At 40.6% G+C, this 20,819-nt stretch carries 19 protein-coding genes; 14 read left to right on the top strand and 5 right to left on the bottom strand.

Going from position 1 to position 20,819, the window contains the following annotated elements; all coding sequences use genetic code 11:
* Nucleotides 1-99: 99 nt before the first annotated feature.
* Nucleotides 100-432 carry a hypothetical protein gene (locus ATS75_RS10390; RefSeq protein ID WP_058560382.1) on the top strand — a complete coding sequence of 111 codons (333 nt, stop codon included), beginning with the start codon at nt 100-102 and terminating at the stop codon, nt 430-432.
* A gap of 52 nt (nt 433-484) precedes the next feature.
* Here the strand turns inward: ATS75_RS10390 and ATS75_RS10385 are convergent, their stop codons facing one another.
* Complete coding sequence (locus ATS75_RS10385; protein WP_058560381.1) at nt 485-775, bottom strand: hypothetical protein; 291 nt, start codon at nt 773-775, stop codon at nt 485-487.
* 154 nt (nt 776-929) lie between these two features.
* A complete protein-coding gene (locus tag ATS75_RS10380; protein ID WP_058560380.1) occupies nt 930-1,181 on the bottom strand; it encodes a hypothetical protein in 252 nt (83 codons plus the stop codon).
* Between the two features lie 187 nt (nt 1,182-1,368).
* Between ATS75_RS10380 and ATS75_RS10375 the strand changes: the two genes are divergently transcribed.
* Nucleotides 1,369-2,238: a trypsin-like serine protease gene (locus ATS75_RS10375; RefSeq protein ID WP_058560379.1), complete on the top strand. Its 870-nt coding sequence runs from the start codon at nt 1,369-1,371 to the stop codon at nt 2,236-2,238.
* Nucleotides 2,239-3,058: 820 nt separating this feature from the next.
* Here ATS75_RS10375 and ATS75_RS10370 read toward each other — a convergent pair.
* Entirely contained in the window at nt 3,059-6,154 is a 3,096-nt protein-coding gene (locus tag ATS75_RS10370) for an EAL domain-containing protein (RefSeq protein ID WP_201020960.1), read from the bottom strand.
* A gap of 158 nt (nt 6,155-6,312) precedes the next feature.
* On the opposite strand from ATS75_RS10370, the gene ATS75_RS10365 reads away from it, so the two are divergent.
* Nucleotides 6,313-7,155 (top strand): pirin family protein, encoded by an 843-nt coding sequence (locus ATS75_RS10365; protein ID WP_058560378.1) that lies wholly within the window; start codon nt 6,313-6,315, stop codon nt 7,153-7,155.
* Nucleotides 7,156-7,164: 9 nt separating this feature from the next.
* A complete protein-coding gene (locus ATS75_RS10360; protein WP_058560377.1) occupies nt 7,165-8,136 on the top strand; it encodes a glutathione S-transferase family protein in 972 nt (323 codons plus the stop codon).
* Nucleotides 8,137-8,159: 23 nt separating this feature from the next.
* On the opposite strand, the gene ATS75_RS10355 is transcribed toward ATS75_RS10360, so the two are convergent.
* Together ATS75_RS10355 and ATS75_RS20740 are read right to left on the bottom strand one after the other, a co-directional pair.
* Nucleotides 8,160-8,738: an AAA family ATPase gene (locus ATS75_RS10355; protein WP_058560376.1), complete on the bottom strand. Its 579-nt coding sequence runs from the start codon at nt 8,736-8,738 to the stop codon at nt 8,160-8,162.
* Between the two features lie 338 nt (nt 8,739-9,076).
* A complete protein-coding gene (locus ATS75_RS20740; RefSeq protein ID WP_268801565.1) occupies nt 9,077-9,205 on the bottom strand; it encodes a hypothetical protein in 129 nt (42 codons plus the stop codon).
* A 496-nt stretch (nt 9,206-9,701) separates the two neighbouring features.
* Between ATS75_RS20740 and mraZ the strand changes: the two genes are divergently transcribed.
* The 10 genes from mraZ to murG are packed head-to-tail and all read left to right on the top strand — an operon-like array spanning nt 9,702 to nt 20,775.
* On the top strand, nt 9,702-10,160 hold the full coding sequence (gene mraZ, locus ATS75_RS10350) for a division/cell wall cluster transcriptional repressor MraZ (protein ID WP_058560375.1): 459 nt from the start codon (nt 9,702-9,704) through the stop codon (nt 10,158-10,160).
* Between the two features lie 30 nt (nt 10,161-10,190).
* The gene (gene rsmH / locus ATS75_RS10345) at nt 10,191-11,129 is read left to right on the top strand and encodes a 16S rRNA (cytosine(1402)-N(4))-methyltransferase RsmH (protein ID WP_058560374.1); all 939 of its coding nucleotides are present in this window, start codon (nt 10,191-10,193) and stop codon (nt 11,127-11,129) included.
* On the top strand, nt 11,126-11,452 hold the full coding sequence (ftsL, locus tag ATS75_RS10340) for a cell division protein FtsL (protein ID WP_058560373.1): 327 nt from the start codon (nt 11,126-11,128) through the stop codon (nt 11,450-11,452). Before rsmH ends, ftsL begins: the two co-directional genes overlap by 4 nt.
* The gene (locus tag ATS75_RS10335) at nt 11,449-13,266 is read left to right on the top strand and encodes a penicillin-binding transpeptidase domain-containing protein (protein ID WP_058560372.1); all 1,818 of its coding nucleotides are present in this window, start codon (nt 11,449-11,451) and stop codon (nt 13,264-13,266) included. Before ftsL ends, ATS75_RS10335 begins: the two co-directional genes overlap by 4 nt.
* On the top strand, nt 13,259-14,737 hold the full coding sequence (murE, locus tag ATS75_RS10330) for a UDP-N-acetylmuramoyl-L-alanyl-D-glutamate--2,6-diaminopimelate ligase (RefSeq protein WP_058560519.1): 1,479 nt from the start codon (nt 13,259-13,261) through the stop codon (nt 14,735-14,737). The genes ATS75_RS10335 and murE overlap by 8 nt, the downstream gene beginning before the upstream one ends.
* Nucleotides 14,734-16,122, top strand: a complete 1,389-nt coding sequence (locus tag ATS75_RS10325; RefSeq protein WP_058560371.1) for a UDP-N-acetylmuramoyl-tripeptide--D-alanyl-D-alanine ligase — start codon at nt 14,734-14,736, stop codon at nt 16,120-16,122. Before murE ends, ATS75_RS10325 begins: the two co-directional genes overlap by 4 nt.
* Nucleotides 16,116-17,198: a phospho-N-acetylmuramoyl-pentapeptide-transferase gene (mraY, locus tag ATS75_RS10320; RefSeq protein ID WP_058560370.1), complete on the top strand. Its 1,083-nt coding sequence runs from the start codon at nt 16,116-16,118 to the stop codon at nt 17,196-17,198. Before ATS75_RS10325 ends, mraY begins: the two co-directional genes overlap by 7 nt.
* Nucleotides 17,199-18,524: a UDP-N-acetylmuramoyl-L-alanine--D-glutamate ligase gene (gene murD, locus ATS75_RS10315; RefSeq protein WP_058560369.1), complete on the top strand. Its 1,326-nt coding sequence runs from the start codon at nt 17,199-17,201 to the stop codon at nt 18,522-18,524.
* The gene (ftsW, locus tag ATS75_RS10310; RefSeq protein WP_058560368.1) at nt 18,521-19,696 is read left to right on the top strand and encodes a cell division protein FtsW; all 1,176 of its coding nucleotides are present in this window, start codon (nt 18,521-18,523) and stop codon (nt 19,694-19,696) included. The genes murD and ftsW overlap by 4 nt, the downstream gene beginning before the upstream one ends.
* The gene (gene murG, locus ATS75_RS10305) at nt 19,693-20,775 is read left to right on the top strand and encodes an undecaprenyldiphospho-muramoylpentapeptide beta-N-acetylglucosaminyltransferase (RefSeq protein WP_058560367.1); all 1,083 of its coding nucleotides are present in this window, start codon (nt 19,693-19,695) and stop codon (nt 20,773-20,775) included. The genes ftsW and murG overlap by 4 nt, the downstream gene beginning before the upstream one ends.
* Nucleotides 20,776-20,819: the final 44 nt, after the last annotated feature.

Raw genomic sequence — 20,819 nt, 5'->3', positions numbered from 1 at the left:
CTTACGCTTGAACCACTAATCTCATGGCACAAAATTTTAAAAGTGTGCCAAATAGTGTGCCAAATAAACTCAATACGTTACTTACACATAGGTAACTTAATGAGACATATCAAACTCCCCGAACACCTCATACTACGAAAAGAACGTTACTATTTTCGTTATGTTTTCCCTCGTAAATTTATCGGCTCCGATATACGCATTTCACTTAAAACTAAACATCTTCATCATGCTTTAAACTTTCTTGAATTAATCAAACCCGAATTAGATAAACTAAAAATACTTGCCAGTGATCGACACACTATAGATACTGGCACTTTAATCACTCAAGCAAAACGTATCTTAATTCATATGAAGCAAAAACTGACCCATGAGCTAAGCAAAAAAACAGCAACGTTATACTTCAACGGCACACTGATTGATAAAAACTGTTAGATTAAGTATGAGCTAGTACAAGCATGAAATCCTGTTTAATGTACCTGCTTCATTAATGTTGTTTATCTTTGTATTCGCAATTTATGTTTTGTTCGGCTTTATCAACACATGTTGGGGTTAAGGAGTCAAAAGTAAATTCCATTTCTGAGTTTTCTTCCCCTGTGATTCTCTTTATTTCTTTTAGCACTGCCGCTTTTCTTTCCTCTGTTAATTCGCCCTCAATAGCTACATCTACTTCATACCCCCCGGCAGGTAACTGAGTAATTGACAGTTCTGGAAACAAAAACTCTGAAGAAGATTGTGTTATTGGCTCTTTTGTAAAAAAGATAAATAAGAACGGCATAAAGATTATTGAGGCTAATATTAAAATTAAGTTTTTTTTATGTATGCGCTTCTCTGGCTCTTTTTTAATATCTTGTAACCATCGGTAGCCTTTTTTTTTGCACTGTCTCTACATAGATTGGCGTTTTAGCATCGTCGTTTAATATTTTGCGAAGTCAAGCCATGGTATTTGCTAATGAATCGGGACCCACGATCGTATCAGGCCAAAGGTGAGCGACAATATCACTCTTTAATAACGTTTTTCCTTTATGGCTACTTAACAACACCATTAATTCCATTACCATAGGCTGTACTGCGTTATCTACATCATCTATACGGATAAGGTTTCTTTGATAATCAACTTCTGCGCCATTTACTTTAAATGGTTTCCTCTTTAGTTGCTCAACCTTATTTTTATCAATTTGCATTGCAAAACTACCTATCTAAGTACAAAAACACGCAAGGATATAATTTGGATAGCTATTGGTTAGCCAACTTTAAGGAACAAAACATAGAAAGTCGACTGTCACATGCAACAGAATAACATGGCACAACACAATACTGATTAAGCTTAGCATCAGCCGTTAGAACAATTTCAAGTTAAGGTATTAAAACATGAACAAAGCATTTTTCACGACACTTTTAATCATGTCTTTTTATAGCAACGCGATTGTTATAAAACATGACAAAAACGATTTTAATTATAAGACTAATATTAATGAGTTTCCGCCTTTAGCTACATTTTACGTAGGTGGTGCCCATGGTTCTTTAATAGCCCCTAAATGGATATTAACAGCAGCACATGCTTCTTTTTGCATTGAAAAGGGGAGTAAAGTTGAGATTAATGGAAAATTGGAAACTATCGAAAACCTGTTTATCCATAAGTTATATAAACCTGGCAGCAGTCATGACATTGCATTAGTAGAGTTAGCGCAAGCTGTTCAGGCGGTGAAGCCTGCAATCATCGAAACCAAAAATAATGAACTAAATAAACAAGTTTGGTTTATAGGTATTGGCGGAACAGGAAATGGGTTAATTGGAGAAACGGTAGATAACTTCGCTAATAAAGGTGTATTACGTAAAGCACAGAATCAAGTGACTTACGCGCAAGGACCATTGTTAAAGTTTAAGTTTGATAATGGTAGTGAAGCCCTTCCTTTAGAAGGGGTGTCTGGAGGAGGTGATAGCGGTGGTCCTGCTTATATCAAAACGAAATCAGGGATTAAAGTCTTAGGAATTAGCTCTCGATTTGAAAAGGGCGGGATTGGTAAATATGGTATTGATGAAGTGTATACCAGAGTATCTTACTTTAATGATTGGATTCATGAGGTTATTTACCATCCTAACCCAAGTAGCCTAGCTTCAGTCACAACAAAGTTAAGTCAAAGCAAGCTTCCAGCGGGGTTGACAACTGAGATGCTACCGATGGTATGCAAAGATATTACTATTACACAACCTGTAGTTAAATCTAATACGAGCGATTGATATCCTATTATTGGAAAGCCGGTTTTATGCAAAAAATATTATTGTCGATTTTTATTTTATTCTCAGGTTCAATATCTGCGAGTGGTTCTAAATGCATTTGCAACGTTATATTTTCAAAAATGAAGGCGACTTGGCTACTCTGCGTTACTAAAAAGAATTGGAGGAATATATATCGTTGCTCGTTGATGATGTGGCATTCTCATTTGCTTTGGGTGATTGATGATTCTTGTTTACCTGGCGGAAAAGAACCTCTGAGAAAAGCATGACTTTTTCTTTAGGGGCTCATACAGAATACAAAATAGATCTATTAGATGTGTTTACGTTTAATCATTCAGCTATAACCATTAGATATAAACACTATGCAAAAGGGATTTACTCAAAAAATAACCAGCTGAATGAATGCACTCAAACAATGATGGACGTTTTATAAATAGAAAATGGAAAAGTTGCTGTTATTCGTTGATACCACCACTAAAATACATGATTGAATATCATTAGTAACGCTTTGAGGGCTGAGGTTGAAATTGAGAAAAAATTCGTCGTTTAATTGTTTGTGTTTTTCGAAGGAAAACCTAGTTGAAAATGTGCACAAAAGCTGTGCCAAAGTATTTTAATATAGGTGAATAATTAATTTTAACGTATTGATTTTTAATTAAGTGATAAAGTCTCTCTGTTAATTTATCGGCAGACTCACTCATTCTACAAAAAGGCCCGCAATTAACGCAGCGGGCTTTTTTGTATCCTATACTAATTTGCATAAATGTTTGAACGCTTTTCTCGTTATTAAATAAATCTCATATCTAAGCAGATTGGTATTAAATTAACGATGTTGTTTACGAACCAATTCAATGAACTCTTTTTCAGGCAATGGCTTTGAAAATAAATAACCTTGCCCATAATCACAGCCTAATTGTAGTAATAAATTATATTGTTCGCGCGTCTCAATGCCTTCAGCAATCACTTTTAAATTAAACTGATGGGCCATATTGATTATGGCTTTACACAATGCGAGTTGTTGGTTTCCTGCTTTTATGTCATCAACAAAACATTTGTCTATTTTTAAGTAATCGGCATCCATCTGTTGCAAGTAAGCAAGAGATGAGTAACCTGTGCCAAAATCATCAAGTGCCAATTCCATACCTGAGCGTTCTAATGCTTTAAGCCGTTGCTGAGTTAGGGGCTCTGGTGTGATCATGAGGCCTTCGGTAATTTCTGCAACAATGGCACTTAGGGGTAAATTTGCTGCTTGTAGCAATTGTGGCCACTTATCAATGCCGCTGTCTAAACAACTGAACTGGACTGGTGAGACATTAACACTTATCTGAAAGCTTTCATCGAGTTTGCGAATGGTTTGAACTGTTTGCAACGCTTTAGTAAAGGCAAGTTGCCCCAGCGGGTTTATGTATCTCGACTCTTCTGCCAGAGGAATAAATTGAGCTGGGCTAACTAATCCTTGCACAGGATGTTGCCAGCGAAGTAGCCCTTCGGCTTTATGGATTTGCTCAGAACCAAGATCAACGATTGGTTGATAATATAACTCGAATTCTTGCTGCTCAATGCCGTAGCGCATACTTTTTAATAGGTCCATCCTATATTGCGCTTGTTCACGTAGTTTTAGGTCAAAAAACTCATAGCAATTGCGGCCATTTTGTTTAGCTTGAAACATGGCTTGATCTGCTGCTTTAAGTAATTGTTCACACGAATCGCCATCCGTTGGTGCAATAGCAATACCTATACTTGCAGCGATAAAAATCTCCTCGCCTTCAAGCATAAATGGCTGCGACATAGCTTTAAGTAGATCGTTTGCTACCTTTTTAATGTGTTCCTCACTGACAATTTTTGTATGGACAATAACAAATTCATCACCACCAATACGCGCCATAAAATCAATGTCTTGATTTGTTTCATGCAGTCTATGCGCGATCATTTTAAGTAATTCGTCACCATAAAAGTGGCCTAGCGTATCGTTAATATCTTTAAAATGATCAAGGTCTAGAAGCATGATCACAAGGGGGGAGCTTTTACTGAAGTTCTTACTTAAACGCTGGTTTAAGCGGTCTTTTAATTCAACTCTGTTCGGTAAGTTAGTTAAGTGGTCAAAGTGTGTTTGATGCCATATTAATTCGTCAGCTGCTTTTTTTTCTGTAATATCCGTAAAGATAGCGACTCGGCGATGTGGATTTGCATGCTCATCATAGACGGTATCGATTGTTAGCCATTCAGTAAACAGCTCACCATCTTTACGCCTATTTTGGATTTCGCCTTGCCAGCGACCTGATTGTTCAATCATTTTCCACATGTTTTTATAAAATGATTTTTTGTGTTTACCCGAATTTAAAATAGAGATAGGTTTACCAAGCACTTCTTCTTTTCGGTACTGGGTTACCTCGCAAAAGGCAGGGTTAACATCTAATATCGTCGCATTTGGATCCGTTATTACCATACCTTCACTGCTATTGGCATAAACTAAAGACGCGAGACTCGAGGCTTTTTCAGCTTGTTTTCTAAGCGTAATATCCTGTAAAACAATGGTGTATTCATTACTGTTTGGTTTTGCGCTAATCCTTACATCGTATATATGTTTTGAGTGAATGTTAGCGTCAAGTAGTTCAAATTGCGCTGTGCTTGTACCGATCGGTAAGCAGCTAAGTAACTGCTTACTATTGTCTTCACCGACTAAATCACGCAGGTGTGCTTTGGAATGAGCAAACACAGGTTTATTTAAACGCCCGATTTGACCGCCCAAATTAAGCACATCGCCATGTATGTTAATGCGAATATAAATGTCTGGTAAGGCATTTAATAGACTGTTTAATTCTGCGTGTTGGCGTTTTACATGTGACTCAGCGGCAAGACGTGTTTGTGCCATTGTTTCAAAGTGTTTGTATAAGGAGTTGAGCTCAGAGCTTTGAAGACTAAACTGCTTGGGTAAATGGCCTTTTGCAAGTGCTTGAATCGCCAGTGTCAATTGCGCTAGGGGGTTTAGGATTGATTGTTTTAAGCGTAAATGTGTAAACAAACACATTCCTAATAAAATTATAATAAATGCGACGAGTGTATTTAAAAAAAGTTGATTTGCATCTTGAATTGCTTCTTCGAAAGGAATAGCAACATACGCGTTTAGGGTGTTATTAACTTCATCTTTATACATCTGTTGTTTATGAATTGCATAGTTCACCCCATTAAAATCGACAATGGTGTTTACCTTTGATGTCGCATCACTAAAGCCGTATTCCTTAATGTTTTTACCAAGGAGTTGAACATCATATGGGTGGTTTGCTACAACGCGATTATGGCTATCGGTAATAATCGCAAACGCCCCCTGAGGAAGGTGAAAGTTCGCCAGTTTTTTGCTCCACCAATCCAGTGTCATCACGCTGACAACAACCCCATAAGGGCTATTGTTTTTGTCTAGTAATGGGTATGCAAAATTAATGGTAAGCGTATCTAAGCTTCGATCTTTTTGAAAAAAACCAATCGCAAAACTTTTTGTTGTGAGTGCATTTTTAAAATATTGGCGGTCAGTAATATCAATTTCTTTGTTAATGCCACTTAGCAAACATTGTGGCTTGCCCTGTAAGTCAACAATACCAATGTTAGCTATCTCAGAATTGAGAGAGCCTACTTTCTCGAGATAGGGTGGGCATTCTGATTTTAGCGGGGACGTGAAGTCATCAAGTTTGGCAAGCTGCACCGTGAAATGCTTAACTTCATTAAGTAAATTAGTTTGTTGCGTTGCAAGCTGTTGGGAAATAGCGAGTGCTTGCAAACGACTTTCTTTGAGAGCATTTTCTTTCGCGTACCAAAGGCTAAATAAAATAGCCACAATGCCAGGTAAGCTTAATAAGAAAAATAAGCGATAAAGACGAGTCTGTAATGATAAAGATAAAATAATGATACTCTTTATTATTTTCATTTGGTGCAAAATTGTATCTAAAAAACGTAAAAATAACCATACGAAAGATAAGGTTAGTTATCATTCTATTTAAACGAATGATTGATACTATTTTAAGCAATGGTTGTTTCCAGTTCACATGCCTAATATGAAGCATAGTTAAGTATATGAGATAAACCATGCAAATATTAAATATTCTATCAAGCCATGCAACCAGTGATGGTGATGGGGTCAATATCAGCCGTATAGCTGGTTTTGATGGTAAACACCTCGACCCTTTTTTAATGATTGATGAACTAAAGTCAAATGATGAAAACGATTTTATGGGGGGGTTCCCAGCGCATCCACATCGCGGGATCGAAACATTCACTTATATCATCAAAGGCGGCTTTGAACATCAAGATCAAATGGGAAATAAAAAAGCGATTCGTGCGGGTGATGTACAGTGGATGAGCACAGGTTTTGGTGTGATTCACAGTGAAATGCCCTTAGCGGATGCAAAGGAGGGCATGCATGGTTTTCAAATTTGGCTCAATATGCCAAGCAAAGACAAGTTGAGAGCACCGCAATATCAAGATACAACACAGTCCCCAGCACCTGTAATGCACGATGAGCAAGGTGTTAAGTTAACTGCATTAGCAGGCAGTTGGCAGTTTGCTGATGAACAGCAAGTATCTAGTTTACAAAATTTAGCAGCTAATGGCATGGTGGCAGATGTCACATTACCTGCCCAAACGGCCTTTTCTCATACGTCATTAGCGCAATCAAAAGCGATGATTTATGTTCATACTGGCGAAATTGAGACAGCACAAGCGGGTAAGATTAAATCGGGTAGTTTGCTTATATTACAGCCACACACTGATATTTCTTTTAGCTCAAATATAGGGGCTGGTGTTTTATTGCTCGCGGGTGAGCCTCTTAATCAGCCAATAGCTCACATGGGCCCGTTTGTTATGACTACCCAGATTGAGTTGCAGCAAGCCGTTCGAGATTATCAAGCCGGTAAATTTGGTACTTTATAGGAGATTGTTATGGGATTACTTGTTGATGGTCAGTGGCACGATAAGTGGTATGACACTGATAATAACCAAGGTGAATTTAAACGTGAAGCCGCTCAATTACGCAATTGGGTAACGCCTGATGGCAGTGCGGGCGAAACTGGAGTTGCGGGTTTTAAAGCAGAAAAGGGGCGCTATCATTTATATGTGTCACTGGCTTGCCCATGGGCGCATCGGACCCTGATATTCCGTCATTTAAAAGGGCTTGAAGACTACATTAGTGTATCGGTTGTAAGCCCGGATATGCTCGAGCATGGTTGGAGTTTTGATAAGGCTAATTACAGCTCAGGCGATAACTTATTTGATAAAGATTATATGTATCAAATCTATACATCGCACAAAGCAGATTACTCAGGGAGAGTCACTGTTCCTGTATTATGGGATAAAAAAACCAGTCGGATTGTAAGTAATGAGTCTGCAGAGATTATTCGAATGTTTAACTCAGCCTTTGACACATTAACTGGGAATACATTGGATTTTTATCCGCGTGAATTACGTTCACAAATAGATGAAGTAAACGACTTCATATACAAGCATATAAATAATGGGGTATATCGTGCAGGGTTTGCAACCACTCAACAGGCATACACTGATGCCTTTGATAATCTATTTGATGCGCTTGATAATATTGAGGCCCGTTTAGGTAAAAACCGCTATTTAGTGGGAGATACGCTTACAGAGGCCGATTGGCGCTTATTTACCACCTTGATCCGTTTTGATAGTGTGTATGTTGGTCACTTTAAGTGTAATTTACGAACCATAGAAAGTTACCCTGCAATGAGTCACTATGTACGTGAGCTTTATCAGATAGGAAAGGTTAATGAAACCGTTGATTTTTATCATATTAAACGGCATTACTATTTTAGCCACACCATGATTAATCCAACACAAGTGGTACCCAAGGGGCCTTATATCGATTACCTCACACCACATAATCGGGGGTGAGTTATGTGGGTTTAAATTAGTCATTAGGCTTTGTAACTGTCCATGACTTTTTTAATGGTTTCAATACCAAACATTACTTTTTGAATAAAAGATTCTGAGCTTTTAACTAAGTTGAAGTTAGGATGTTGAGACCAGATCGCCTGCAGTTTGTCATCAAGGAGTATGGCTTGTTTGTCAGATTCGTTTCGTACAGGGTTATTGCTATGAATGCTTTGCCCTGATTTAGCTGCGGTTTCAAAGAAAATAACGGCGTCGTACTGAGTAAGCTCGGTATGTAAATCTGTTTTGAGGCAATCAAAAAAAGCACTAGGTTCATCAGGCCAATAAGCTAAACCATCTAAGCTACCGCGATCGCAAAGCATTAAGCGATTGGGGTGTTCGGTGCGTTGAATATGTTCAAGGTGCTTTTGCAGGTTAAAAATGGCTTGTTGGTGGGCTTTTATAAGATGAGGTGACTCGTTTCGTTTGATGCCGCCACCAAATAATATGGTTGCAGATTCAGGAACCACCACTATTTGTTTTGAAAACTCTCGGCGTAATAGATCAATGGCCGTTGTTTTTCCACCACCGGGCCCACCTGTTAATACGATGCGTTTTTTCACTTTTTATATTCTCATGCATACTCTAATAGCTGTACGTTAATTAAAATAACTAAAAATGAGAAGCTAAAGTGTACACTTAAATGATGCGGATCATATTAACCCCCCTTAAAAGCCATGTAAACTTACTGAGCTGCTTAAATTTACTGTGAGTAGCCTGACATTTTGGCACGTTGCTTTGTTTCTTTAGCGTGTTGGAAATACGCATACTAAAACTTATTTATGGTTAAAAAGCGCTATCACTATTATGCCCGCGGTCAATCCAATACCTGCTGTTTCAAGCGAATTTTTAAATGCCAACTGATGTGCTCTACCACGGTATTGCACATGCTTTTCCACGTTTAACTGGCTGCTTTTTTTAGAGAGTCTAGCTGACGTCGCTTTTTTGTTAGTGATGCATCGTTTAATGAAGCATGTGGATTTACGTTACTGTTTGCTGATGTTTTTGAGTTGGCGGCTGTTGTAGCCATAATATGTTTTGCTTAAACAATTGAGAGAAATTCAACCAAATAGAGACAGGCTTTATAGTAAAAAATAAAAGCTAATATATTCAATGTGTTAATTTTAATGAATCATTCAAGGTACTTAAGTGGTTGGCATTGAACAGTAAAAATTACAGCGAGTTGAAGTCAATTTTACACTAGCCAAAATGGGTACGTTAACGAGGTTGATTATTTGTAATTATTCATCGTTCATTCAGTGACCCGTCGCTGAAGCAAATATAACGTGATCAGTATAGAAAATATTTTTTTTAGTGCTTTCCACTTTTTCCCACGTAATTCAGTAGCTTTGTGCGAAGCCTTATTTTTTCTGGCTTGTACAGTCAATTAAGGCGTTTTGTCGACTTGACAATATAGCTTGTCAAGCCCTAAACTGGAGTACTGTGGTAAAAAGTGGTTTTTAGTGGATCTAATTGGATAAAAACTAATAAAAGCCCGTTAACAACAAAATTTACAATAGGTTTCTATGTTTCGTGGTGCGAGCTCGCTCAGTATGGATGACAAAGGACGCTTTGCGGTACCAACCAAGTACCGGAACGATCTGCTGTCTGAAAATATGGGTACTGTGATCTGCACTATTGCATTGAATGAACCTTGTTTATGGTTGTACCCGCTAGCTCAGTGGCAAGATATTGAAGAGCGCCTTGCGAAAATATCAAATATGAATCCACGAGCTAGGCGTATGCAACGCATGTTATTAGGAAATGCAACAGAATATCAACTCGACAAAAATGGTCGAATCTTGCTTGCACCGTCTCTACGTGCTCACGCAGATTTAGGCAAAAAGATCATGTTGGTCGGATTGATGAATAAATTTGAGATCTGGGATGAAGAACGTTGGCATGAACAAATGCAGCAGGATACCGAGATTGAAAGGCTCGGTGATTTTGAGTCTAGCCCAGATCTAGATAACTTCTCACTTTGATCGGCTAATAAAAAAGGCAGTTTAAAACTAATGACAGCGCAATTTGAACACATTTCCGTGCTTATGGATGAAACCATCGATGCCCTTGCAATACAGCCAGATGGCATCTACATGGATGGTACGTTTGGTCGCGGCGGACATTCAGGGCAAATACTTGCGCGATTAAATGAGGCTGGCCGTTTACAGGCAATTGACCAAGATCCACAAGCAATTAAAGCAGCTGAAAAATTTGCTAATGATAGTCGATTTGCTATTGCCCACACTCGCTTCTCTAATATATACGAAGTGGCTAAGGAAAACGATCTGTTGGGTAAAGTGGATGGCATTTTATTAGATATTGGGGTGTCATCACCACAGCTTGATGATGCGGATCGTGGTTTTAGTTTTATGAAAGATGGCCCATTGGATATGCGCATGGATCCAACCAGTGGTCGCAGCGCTGCACAGTGGTTGGCTGAAGCTGAACTTGAAGATATTACCCATGTTATAAAAACGTATGGCGAAGAAAAATTTGGCCGTCGTATTGCGCACAAAGTGCTTGAAGTGCGTGAGTACACTCCCATTACAACGACGAAACAACTTGCTGATTTAGTTGATGAAGCCGTACCAGTCAAGGATAAGTTTAAACATCCAGCTACACGTACATTCCAAGCGATTCGTATTTATATCAACAGTGAATTAGAAGAAATTCAAACGGCGTTACAAGCGTCTATTGATGTGCTAAAGCCCGGTGGTCGCTTAGTCGTTATTTCGTTCCATTCACTAGAAGATCGTATTGTTAAACAGTTTATTAAAAAACAGAGTAAGGGAGCAGCATTACCCAGAGGTCTGCCTTTAACAGATGCACAAATAAATAAAAATCTGACGTTAAAAGCAGTGGGTAAAGCTATCAAGCCAAGTAAAGATGAGGTTGAGCGTAATCCGCGTTCACGAAGTTCAGTACTTAGGATTGCACAGAGGTTGGGATGAAACCAAAAGCGAATCATCGCCAACCCAACTTATTTTTAGAGATTTTAAAAGGCCTAGGAGCAAATAAGCTAACCTCGGCCTTGTTGGTTGTGATATTCGCATCTAGTTTGAGTGTGGTTCAAATTACACATCTTGCACGTCAAGAATTGATAGAGCAGGATGAGCTGTTACAAGAGCGTGATGAACTTGACCTTGAATGGCGCTACTTGCTTGTAGAAGAAGAGTTTTATTCGCAGCATGCGCGGATTGAAGAAATAGCAACTATGCAGCTCAAAATGAAGCGGCCAACTAGCCAAGATGAACAGGTGATAACACTGCCATGAGAAGCAGAGCAAAAAAACCAGTTAATAGTTTGATCACATGGCGTTTTATGCTGGTGTGCGCTGTTGTGCTGCTTGCTTTTGTGACTTTGGTATCTCGTGCAGCTTACTTACAAGTTATTGAGCCTGATAAAGCACGTTCTGAAAGTAATAAGCGCACAGTGAGAGTTGAAAAGCTGCATGTTCAACGGGGAATGATTTTTGACCGTCATGGCAAAGAGCTCGCTGTCAGTGTGCCTGTGGTTAGTGTGTACGCCGATCCAAAAGCCCTTCATAAATCATTAGTTGCAAAAGTACTTAGACAAGCGCGTAAAAATGGCGAGGATCAAAAGGCATTAAGCGAAAATAAAGCCCTTCTTAATCAACGTGTCGCACTTTACTACAAGAACGATTTACGTTGGCGAGAACTTGCCGACGTATTACGTCTTGATCCGAAAAAAATAAACGGCCGTTTACGCGATGATGCAAGTCGACGTTTTGTATACCTTAAACGCCAAGTAACGCCGGCTGTCGCCAATTATATTGGTGACTTGCGTTTGCCGGGAATTCATTTACTTGATGAATCCAAGCGTTATTACCCCGCAGGTGAAGTGACAGCCCATGTATTAGGGTTTACAAATATCGATGGTAAAGGTATTGAAGGTATTGAAAAGCTTTATGAAAATGCGCTTACAGGTGAAGAAGGTCGCCGAACGATTCGTAAAGATGGACGAGGTCGTGAGGTTGAGGTGCTTGATGAACGAGAGCGCGTTGAACCTGAAAATATTCAATTAAGCATTGATCAACGCATTCAAGCCATTGCTTATAAAGCCGTTAAATCAGCTGTTTTGACTTATAAAGCCACATCAGGATCTGCAATGGTGGTTGATGTAAAAACCGGTGAAGTGTTGGCAATGGTTAATAGCCCTTCTTTTAATCCTAATAATCTAACCGATGCAGCGCCGCATAAACGTCGTAATCGCGCAATTACCGATTTGTTTGAACCAGGCTCAACCGTTAAGCCTCTGGCCATTTTGGCTGGATTAGACTACGGCACAATTCAACCGGACGATACAGTTGATACCTACCCAGGTTGGATGCGATTAGGCGGTAGTTTAGTTCAAGATACGCGCAATCATGGTGATATGACATTACGAGATATTTTAAAATACTCAAGTAATATGGGTGTCACAAAAGTGAGCCAAGACGTGCCGAAAGATTATTTTGTTGGTTTATATCAAAAAGTAGGCTTTGGCATTGATTCTGGAACGGGGATGGTCGGTGAAAGTAGTGGTTTATTTTACCCAAATCGTCGTTGGTCAGATCATGAAATTGCAGCATTATCATTTGGTTATAATATTGCTGTGAGCACGGCTCAAATGGCACGCTTTTATGCCATGTTAGGTGCAGGTGGTGTTAATCGACCGCTAACAGTATTGAAACAAGAGGCTATTCCTGAAGGGGAACGCGTATTTCAACAAAAAGACGTTGAAGCGGTTGTACATATGATGGAAAGCGTGTTTGAGGATGGAGGCACTGCGAGCCGGATTAAAGTAGATGGCTATCGTGCTGCGGGCAAAACGGGTACCTCTAAAAAAGCCGCAGTAGGTGGTTATGGTGACGAATATGTTGGGTATTTTGCCGGTATTGCACCTGCGAGTAATCCGCGTTTGGCTGTTGTTGTATTGATCAATGAGCCCGGTGGAGATGTTTATTATGGTGGTGCGACGGCAGGGCCTGCATTTGCTGAAATTATTTCCAATTCATTAAGAATTTTAAACGTAGCACCAGATAAAGGTTCGGTGGCTTATGTGAAGGGCAACGATGATGGTGCGTGACTTACATACAATATTAAAACACATTGAAATAGACGCAACGAGCTTGATAGTGAATGAGTTGCGCTTAGACAGTCGTGATGTAAAACCAGGTGATGTATTTGTAGCGATTAAAGGCCATGAGCTTGATGGTGGGCAGTTTATTGAGCAAGCGATTAAAAATGGTGCGGTGGCGGTTATTGCAGATCGCTTATGTGAATTTGAAAGTGACTTTGAACCGTTATATTTAACATCCGATTTAGATAAGAAACTTCCGGTACTGGCTAGTTGCTTTTATCAATCGCCCAGCGAACAGCTTGATTTAATTGGCGTTACCGGTACAAATGGTAAGTCAACAACCACAGCTATGATTGCCCACTTAGCTCACTACTGCGAAAAACCATCAGCTATCATTGGTACGCTGGGGTATGGCGAACCTGAGTCACTTACACCTCTTGTAAATACGACACCTTCGTGCGTCGATCTACAGCGCATTTTGTCTGAACTTGCTGCAGCTCAAACGCACTTGGTTGCAATGGAAGTATCATCCCATGGTTTAGTGCAACACCGTGTCACAGGCTGTCGTTTTAAAGCCGCAGTATTTACAAACCTTTCGCGTGATCACCTCGATTACCATGGAGACATGGCCAGTTACGCACAAGCCAAGTTAATGTTATTGCAAGATTTTGATGCTCAGTTAACCGTGGTAAACCAAGATGACAACCAAGTACAACAGTGGTTAGAACAATATGATTTTGCAAACTTGGTTTGTTATGGCCGTAAAGGTTTGGTGCCAGCGGGTGCAAAGTTTGTGTATTTTACCGATGTAAATTACCACAAAGCCGGTATTTCGGCACAGTTAGCTACAAGTTGGGGTGACGTCGCGATACAATGCCCGCTCTTTGGAGAGTTTAACTTGTATAACTTAGCGGCAGCCATTGCGACTTTGTTAGGTTTAGGCTACCCGCTTAAAGCTTTGGCGGCAGGTTGTGCGAGTTTACAACCAGTTGCTGGGCGTATGCAGGCTTTTAGTGTGCAGGGGCAACCAACGTGTATTGTTGATTATGCGCATACACCGGATGCGCTTGCATTAGCATTGCAAGCGTTACAACAGCATGTGCCAGGTGGCGTGAGTTGTGTGTTTGGATGTGGTGGTGACCGTGATAAAGGTAAACGCCCGATGATGGCACGCGCAGCAGAGCAAAATGCCGATAAAGTGATTATCACCAGTGATAACCCTCGCAGCGAAGACCCAATGCAAATAATAACAGAAGTTGCAGCGGGCTTATATAATCCGCATCACGCACATTTAGAAGCGGATCGTGGCGCTGCAATTGAGTTTGCTATTGATAACGCAAAAGAAAATGAAGTTGTTTTAATTGCCGGAAAAGGCCATGAAGATTATCAAATTATTGGTTCGCAGCGCATAGATTTTTGCGATCGAAAATTTGTACAACACACCTTAAAAAAACAAAAAAGAGGATCGCAGTTATGATCCCTATGGATTTTGATTGGCTTGCTAATGTGTTAGCAACGCAAAGCCCAAGTGATAATAAAACGATAACAAATATAAATACAGATACACGTACTTTGTGCGATGGAGAGGTATTTTTAGCGCTGCAAGGGCCTAACTTTGATGGCCATAAATTTGTAGCGCAAGCAAAAAGTAAAGGCGCTATTGGGGTTATTGTACATCGTAAAGTGGATGTAGATATTCCTCAATTCTTAGTTTCCGATACTCGTTTAGCGCTTGGTCAAATTGGCGCTGCGGTAATGGCCAATGTTGCGCCTAAGACGATTGCTATTACGGGAAGCGTAGGTAAAACCACGGTGAAAGAAATGTGTGCGGCAATTCTTTGCGGTCACGGTGAAGTACTTGCTACCAAAGGCAATTTTAATAATGATATCGGTGTGCCTTTAACATTATTAAGATTGGAGCCGCAGCATCAGTATGCCGTCATTGAACTGGGCGCCAACCACATTGGTGAAATTGCGTATACCGCAGCAATGACGAAACCGGATGTGGCTGTCGTCTGTAATGTGGCGGCAGCTCATATTGAAGGGTTTGGCTCGCTTGAAGGCGTTGCTACTGCAAAAGGCGAGATTTACGATGGCCTAAAACCTGGCGGCATTGCGATTGTTAACTGTGATAGTGAGTTTAGCCAATCGTGGTTAGATAAACTCCCCAAAGAAAAGATTAAGCGCCTATCTAGCACGCAGAAACTTGATGTATGGGCTGAGGACATCCAGCTTGATGATCAAGCTCACGCATCATTTTATATTTGTACCGCTTCTGAGCGCGTAAAAGTGAAATTAGCATTACCTGGACGACACAATGTAATGAACGCGCTTATTGCAACAGCTCTGACTTCTGAGTTTGGTGTTAGCCTTAAAAATGCAGCGCATGCACTTGCCAATATGGGTGAAGTAAAAGGGCGGGTAAATATAATTAAAGTGAGCGACAAGCTAACTGTCATCGATGATACCTACAACGCGAATGTGCAGTCTGTAAAGGCAGCAATTGACTTACTGAGTGATATTGAAGGCCAACGAGTTTTGGCTTTTGGTGATATGGGGGAGCTGGGTGAACAAGCTCGTATGTATCATCAACAAGTAGGCGAATATGCAAAACAAAAAGGCATTGATGAGCTCTATACGCTAGGTGTACTTAGTAAGTACGCCAGTGATGAATTTGAAAAACCAAATCGCCACTTCTCTAGCAGAGACCAATTGTTACAGCAATTGGAGACGCAGTTGTCTGAAAAGTCAGAAAAAACCACTATTGTCGTGAAGGGATCGCGCAGTTCACGAATGGAATTACTTGTACAAGATTTAGTTAACAGCCAACAAAATGGCAGCAATGGAGCACCAACATGTTAGTGTGGTTGGCAGAGTATTTAACCCAATATTACAGTGCATTTAATGTGTTTTCTTACCTAACAGTGCGTGCTGTATTTGGTATTTTAACGGCGTTACTCATTTCACTTTATTTTGGCCCGAAATTAATTCGTAGTTTACAAAAAATGCAAATTGGTCAGGTTGTACGTGATGACGGGCCTGAATCTCACTTGTCGAAAAAAGGCACGCCTACCATGGGGGGCTTGTTAATTTTAGCGTCTATTTTTACCAGCACATTATTGTGGGCTGATTTAGCCAATAAGTATGTATGGGCTACGCTGTTTGTGATTGGCTCATTGGGCATTGTTGGTTTTGTTGATGATTACCGTAAAGTGATCCGCAAAGATCCAAAAGGGTTAATTGCTAAATGGAAGTACTTTTGGCAATCAGTGATTGCGTTGGTTGTTGCTTGCGCATTATTTTTTACCGCGAACCATGCCAATGAAACGTCACTTGTCGTGCCGTTTTTTAAAGATGTATTACCGCAGTTAGGCTTATTTTACATTGTAATGACCTACTTTGTTGTGGTTGGCACATCTAACGCCGTGAATTTAACTGATGGCTTAGATGGCTTAGCGATTGTGCCTACTATTTTGGTGGCGGCTGCACTGGCTATCATCGCCTATTTAACAGGTAATGTTAATTTCTCAGCTTATTTACACATCCCTCATTTGCCGTTGGCAAGTGAACTTGTTGTCGTATGCACTGCAATAGTCGGGGCTGGACTTGGCTTTTTATGGTTCAACACTTACCCGGCACAAGTTTTCATGGGCGACGTGGGGTCATTAGCGCTAGGTGGCGCATTGGGCATTATTGCTGTACTTGTTCGCCAAGAACTTGTGTTGGTCATTATGGGCGGGGTATTTGTGATGGAAGCTTTATCCGTTATCTTGCAAGTGGGCTCCTATAAATTAAGGGGTCAGCGAATATTTCGAATGGCACCGATTCACCATCATTACGAATTAAAAGGTTGGCCAGAACCACGGGTTATAGTGCGTTTTTGGATTATTTCGATCGTGCTTGTATTAGCAGGCTTAGTGACATTAAAGATCAGGTAAATGACGTATTTAAGCGAGATAAAAACTAAACACATAACAGTGCTCGGGCTCGGTGTAACCGGTCTGGGCATTGTGCGTTTTTTATTGTCTCATAATATTGCACCAACAGTAGTAGATAGCCGCCAGTCACCTCCTGGTATAGATTGGTTGCAAAGCAATGCACCTGAACTTAATACCCACTTTGGTGATTTAAGCCGTGCCAATCTATCTACAGCCGATATTATTATTATCAGCCCAGGCCTTAGCTTAACAATACCTGCAGTGGCGGGCGCTATTTCAGCGGGTGTTGAAGTGATTGGTGATATAGAGTTATTTTCGCGTTTAAATGACAAGCCAGTAGTGGCGGTGACCGGCTCTAATGGTAAATCAACTGTTGTTACACTTGCTTATGATGTACTAAAAGCAGCGGGTTATAATGTCGGGTTAGGGGGCAATATTGGCACAGCCGCGCTGGATTTATTAGCGGGTGATTTTGATGTGTTTGTACTCGAGCTTTCCAGCTTTCAGCTCGATACCACGAGCAGTCTAAAACCAGTTAGTGCAACGGTGCTTAATGTGTCAGAAGATCACCTTGATCGTTATGTAGACTATCAAGCATATATAAATTCTAAACAAACCATTTATACCAATACAGCATTGGCTGTGGTTAACAACAATGATACAGCCACACATACCGATGTTAACCCGCAAGTGAGCTTTGCTCTATCTGGCGCGGATTATTGCATATCAACATTAAACGGTGAGCCTTACTTTACTGTTCACGGTAAGGCTATTTTACCTGTCAGCACACTTGGTGTTGTGGGGAGTCATAATCAGCTGAATGCGTTATCAGTTATGGCATTATTGAAGCCATTTGATATTTCACCGGTACAATTTGCTGACGCTTTTTCAGCATTTAGAGGGCTTGCTCATCGTTGTCAGTTTGTTGCTGAACAAAGTGGAGTCAAATATTTTAATGATTCAAAGGCAACAAATGTCGGGGCCACCATTGCTGCTATTGATAGTTTATCAGAGCAAGCACAGCAATTAATTGTGATTGCTGGTGGTGATGCCAAAGGCGCTGATTTAGATGCACTCAAACCTTATTTACAAGATAAAGTAAAAGCACTGATTTGTTTTGGTAAAGATGCAAGCGCGCTTGTTGCGTTAACAGAAAAAGGGCATTTAACGTACTCAATGCAAGAGGCCGTTACTCTTGCAAAGCAATTCGCAACACCAGGTGATTATGTTTTACTGGCGCCAGCATGCGCAAGTATTGATATGTATAGTAATTATATGCAGCGTGGCGAACATTTCGTCGAATGCGTTTGTTCGGGTGATTTATGATCGCACTGGCAGATATCCGTGGTGCTTTGACACCAAAGCAATCTGCGCAGTTGTACGATGTACCTTTGCTGTACTGCGTGATCATGCTTATCGGAGTTGGGTTTGTTATGGTTACCAGTGCTTCGATGCCAACGGCAGAGCGTTTATTTGATAACCCGTACCATATCACTATTCGACATAGTATGTTTTTAGCCATGAGCTTTGTGCTTTTTTGGATTGCATGCAGTGTGCCGATGGATTGGTGGAAGCGATCAAATCCTTATTTATTAATATTGGGCATGGTGCTACTGGTTATTGTGTTAATCGTTGGTCGAGAAGTGAATGGGGCTAAGCGATGGATACCGGTAGGCCCTATTGGGTTTCAAGTTGCTGAGGCTGCTAAGCTTTACTTTTTTAGTTATATCGCGGGTTACCTTGTGCGAAAACGTGCAGAGGTACAAGAAAACATAAAAGGCTTTGCAAAGCCTATCGCAGTATTTGCTGTGTATGCGTTATTAATTTTATTACAGCCCGACTTAGGTACGGTTGTGGTTATGTTTGTTACCACGGTCGGTTTATTGTTTTTAGCTGGTGCTAAATTATGGCAGTTTTTTGCGTTAATTTTAACAGGCATCGGTTTAGTTGTATTACTCATTATTGTTGAGCCTTACCGTATGGCACGTGTGGTTGGCTTTTTGGAACCGTGGGATGACCCATTTGGTAAAGGTTATCAGTTGGTGCAATCTTTAATGGCGTATGGCCAAGGTGGTTGGTTTGGCCAAGGGCTTGGCAATAGCGTACAAAAGTTACAATATTTACCAGAAGCGCATAATGATTTTATTTTTGCAGTGATTGGTGAGGAACTTGGGTTTATAGGTGTGTTAAGCATCTTAACAGTTTTTTGTGTTTTAGTATTCAGAGCGCTTTTAATTGGTCAGCAAGCATTGAAGTGTGGCAAAGAATACGAAGGCTATTTTTCGCTCGCGATAGGGATATGGTTTGCATTTCAAACCATGGTAAATGTGGGCGCCAGTGCCGGTATTTTACCTACTAAAGGATTAACGTTGCCTTTTGTATCGTATGGTGGCTCTAGCTTATTAATCATGACCATTGCCGCAGGAATTTTATTCCGCGTTGATTTTGAAACTAAAATGGCAACCAAACAAGCAACATCCCGAGGAGGTAAGCGATGAGTAAAAAGCTAATCGTTGTTGCCGGCGGTACGGGCGGACATATTTTTCCTGGCATTGCTGTGGCACAGCATCTTAAACAGCAAGGGTGGCAGGTAAGCTGGATTGGTACAGCTGATAGAATGGAAGCGCAGGTAGTGCCTAAGCATGATATTGCGATTGATTTTATTAATGTTAAAGGCGTCCGTGGTAACGGCTTAAAACGTTTGATTAAAGCCCCTTTCATGGTCATTAATGCCATCATGCAAGCGCGCAACGTTTTAAAAAGACATCGTCCCGATGTGGTTCTAGCCATGGGGGGCTATGTAACTGGCCCTACAGGTATTGCAGCGCGAAGCTTAGGAATTCCATTGGTGATCCATGAGCAAAATGCAGTAGCTGGAATGAGTAATAAGTGGCTTGCAAAGTGTGCAAATAAAGTGCTCGCTGCATTTCCTAGTGCATTTGAACATGGCAAAAGTGAAGTGGTTGGCAATCCGGTACGTCAAAGCGTAGCAAAGGTCGCGGTTCGACATGTATCAAGTCCAATTAACGTATTAGTTGTTGGTGGTTCACTAGGTGCTCAGGTGCTCAATAGCACACTGCCTTCGACCTTTAAGGCGTCATCTCAAATAACCGAGATAAATGTGTGGCACCAAACAGGCAAAGGTCACCTTGATGGGGTCACTCAAGCCTATAAAGCGCAAGCATTTAGCACAGAGCAAGTAAAGGTCGCTGAATTTATTGATGATATGGATGCGGCTTATAGCTGGGCTGATATTGTAATTTGCCGTGCAGGCGCACTGACCGTGAGTGAAATTGCTGCGGCTGGAAAAATGGCATTATTTGTGCCATTCCCGCATGCCGTTGATGACCATCAAACCGCAAATGCGCAATTTTTAGTTGCTGCTGAAGCGGCATTATTAATGCCGCAAGGGGAATTTAGCCAAGCTAATATTGTCGATACCTTGAGACCTTATTTAGAACAACCAAAATTAATAGATCAGATGGCGCAGCGCGCAAAAGCGTTGGCTACCATTGATGCCACAGCGCATGTTGCACAGCACTGTGAGCAAGTAACAAATAAAAAGAGAGTTGTGTGAACGAATTAAACAAACAAAGTGGCGATATAAATAAACCATCACGA

The organism is Pseudoalteromonas sp. H105, from assembly GCF_001469215.1.
Classification (GTDB): domain Bacteria; phylum Pseudomonadota; class Gammaproteobacteria; order Enterobacterales; family Alteromonadaceae; genus Pseudoalteromonas.
Note: the sequence above shows the minus strand (reverse complement) of the source record. Positions and strands in the feature narration are given on the sequence as shown.

Bases quoted from the DNA above. Each gene is read 5' to 3' on its own strand.
- ATS75_RS10390 (WP_058560382.1), top strand. From the start codon at position 100: ATGAGACATATCAAACTCCCCGAACACCTCATACTACGAAAAGAACGT.
- ATS75_RS10385 (WP_058560381.1), bottom strand. From the start codon at position 775: ATGCCGTTCTTATTTATCTTTTTTACAAAAGAGCCAATAACACAATCT.
- ATS75_RS10380 (WP_058560380.1), bottom strand. From the start codon at position 1,181: ATGCAAATTGATAAAAATAAGGTTGAGCAACTAAAGAGGAAACCATTT.
- ATS75_RS10375 (WP_058560379.1), top strand. From the start codon at position 1,369: ATGAACAAAGCATTTTTCACGACACTTTTAATCATGTCTTTTTATAGC.
- ATS75_RS10370 (WP_201020960.1), bottom strand. From the start codon at position 6,154: ATGAAAATAATAAAGAGTATCATTATTTTATCTTTATCATTACAGACT.
- ATS75_RS10365 (WP_058560378.1), top strand. From the start codon at position 6,313: ATGCAAATATTAAATATTCTATCAAGCCATGCAACCAGTGATGGTGAT.
- ATS75_RS10360 (WP_058560377.1), top strand. From the start codon at position 7,165: ATGGGATTACTTGTTGATGGTCAGTGGCACGATAAGTGGTATGACACT.
- ATS75_RS20740 (WP_268801565.1), bottom strand. From the start codon at position 9,205: ATGGCTACAACAGCCGCCAACTCAAAAACATCAGCAAACAGTAACGTA.
- mraZ (WP_058560375.1), top strand. From the start codon at position 9,702: ATGTTTCGTGGTGCGAGCTCGCTCAGTATGGATGACAAAGGACGCTTT.
- rsmH (WP_058560374.1), top strand. From the start codon at position 10,191: ATGACAGCGCAATTTGAACACATTTCCGTGCTTATGGATGAAACCATC.
- ftsL (WP_058560373.1), top strand. From the start codon at position 11,126: ATGAAACCAAAAGCGAATCATCGCCAACCCAACTTATTTTTAGAGATT.
- ATS75_RS10335 (WP_058560372.1), top strand. From the start codon at position 11,449: ATGAGAAGCAGAGCAAAAAAACCAGTTAATAGTTTGATCACATGGCGT.
- ATS75_RS10325 (WP_058560371.1), top strand. From the start codon at position 14,734: ATGATCCCTATGGATTTTGATTGGCTTGCTAATGTGTTAGCAACGCAA.
- mraY (WP_058560370.1), top strand. From the start codon at position 16,116: ATGTTAGTGTGGTTGGCAGAGTATTTAACCCAATATTACAGTGCATTT.
- murD (WP_058560369.1), top strand. From the start codon at position 17,199: ATGACGTATTTAAGCGAGATAAAAACTAAACACATAACAGTGCTCGGG.
- ftsW (WP_058560368.1), top strand. From the start codon at position 18,521: ATGATCGCACTGGCAGATATCCGTGGTGCTTTGACACCAAAGCAATCT.
- murG (WP_058560367.1), top strand. From the start codon at position 19,693: ATGAGTAAAAAGCTAATCGTTGTTGCCGGCGGTACGGGCGGACATATT.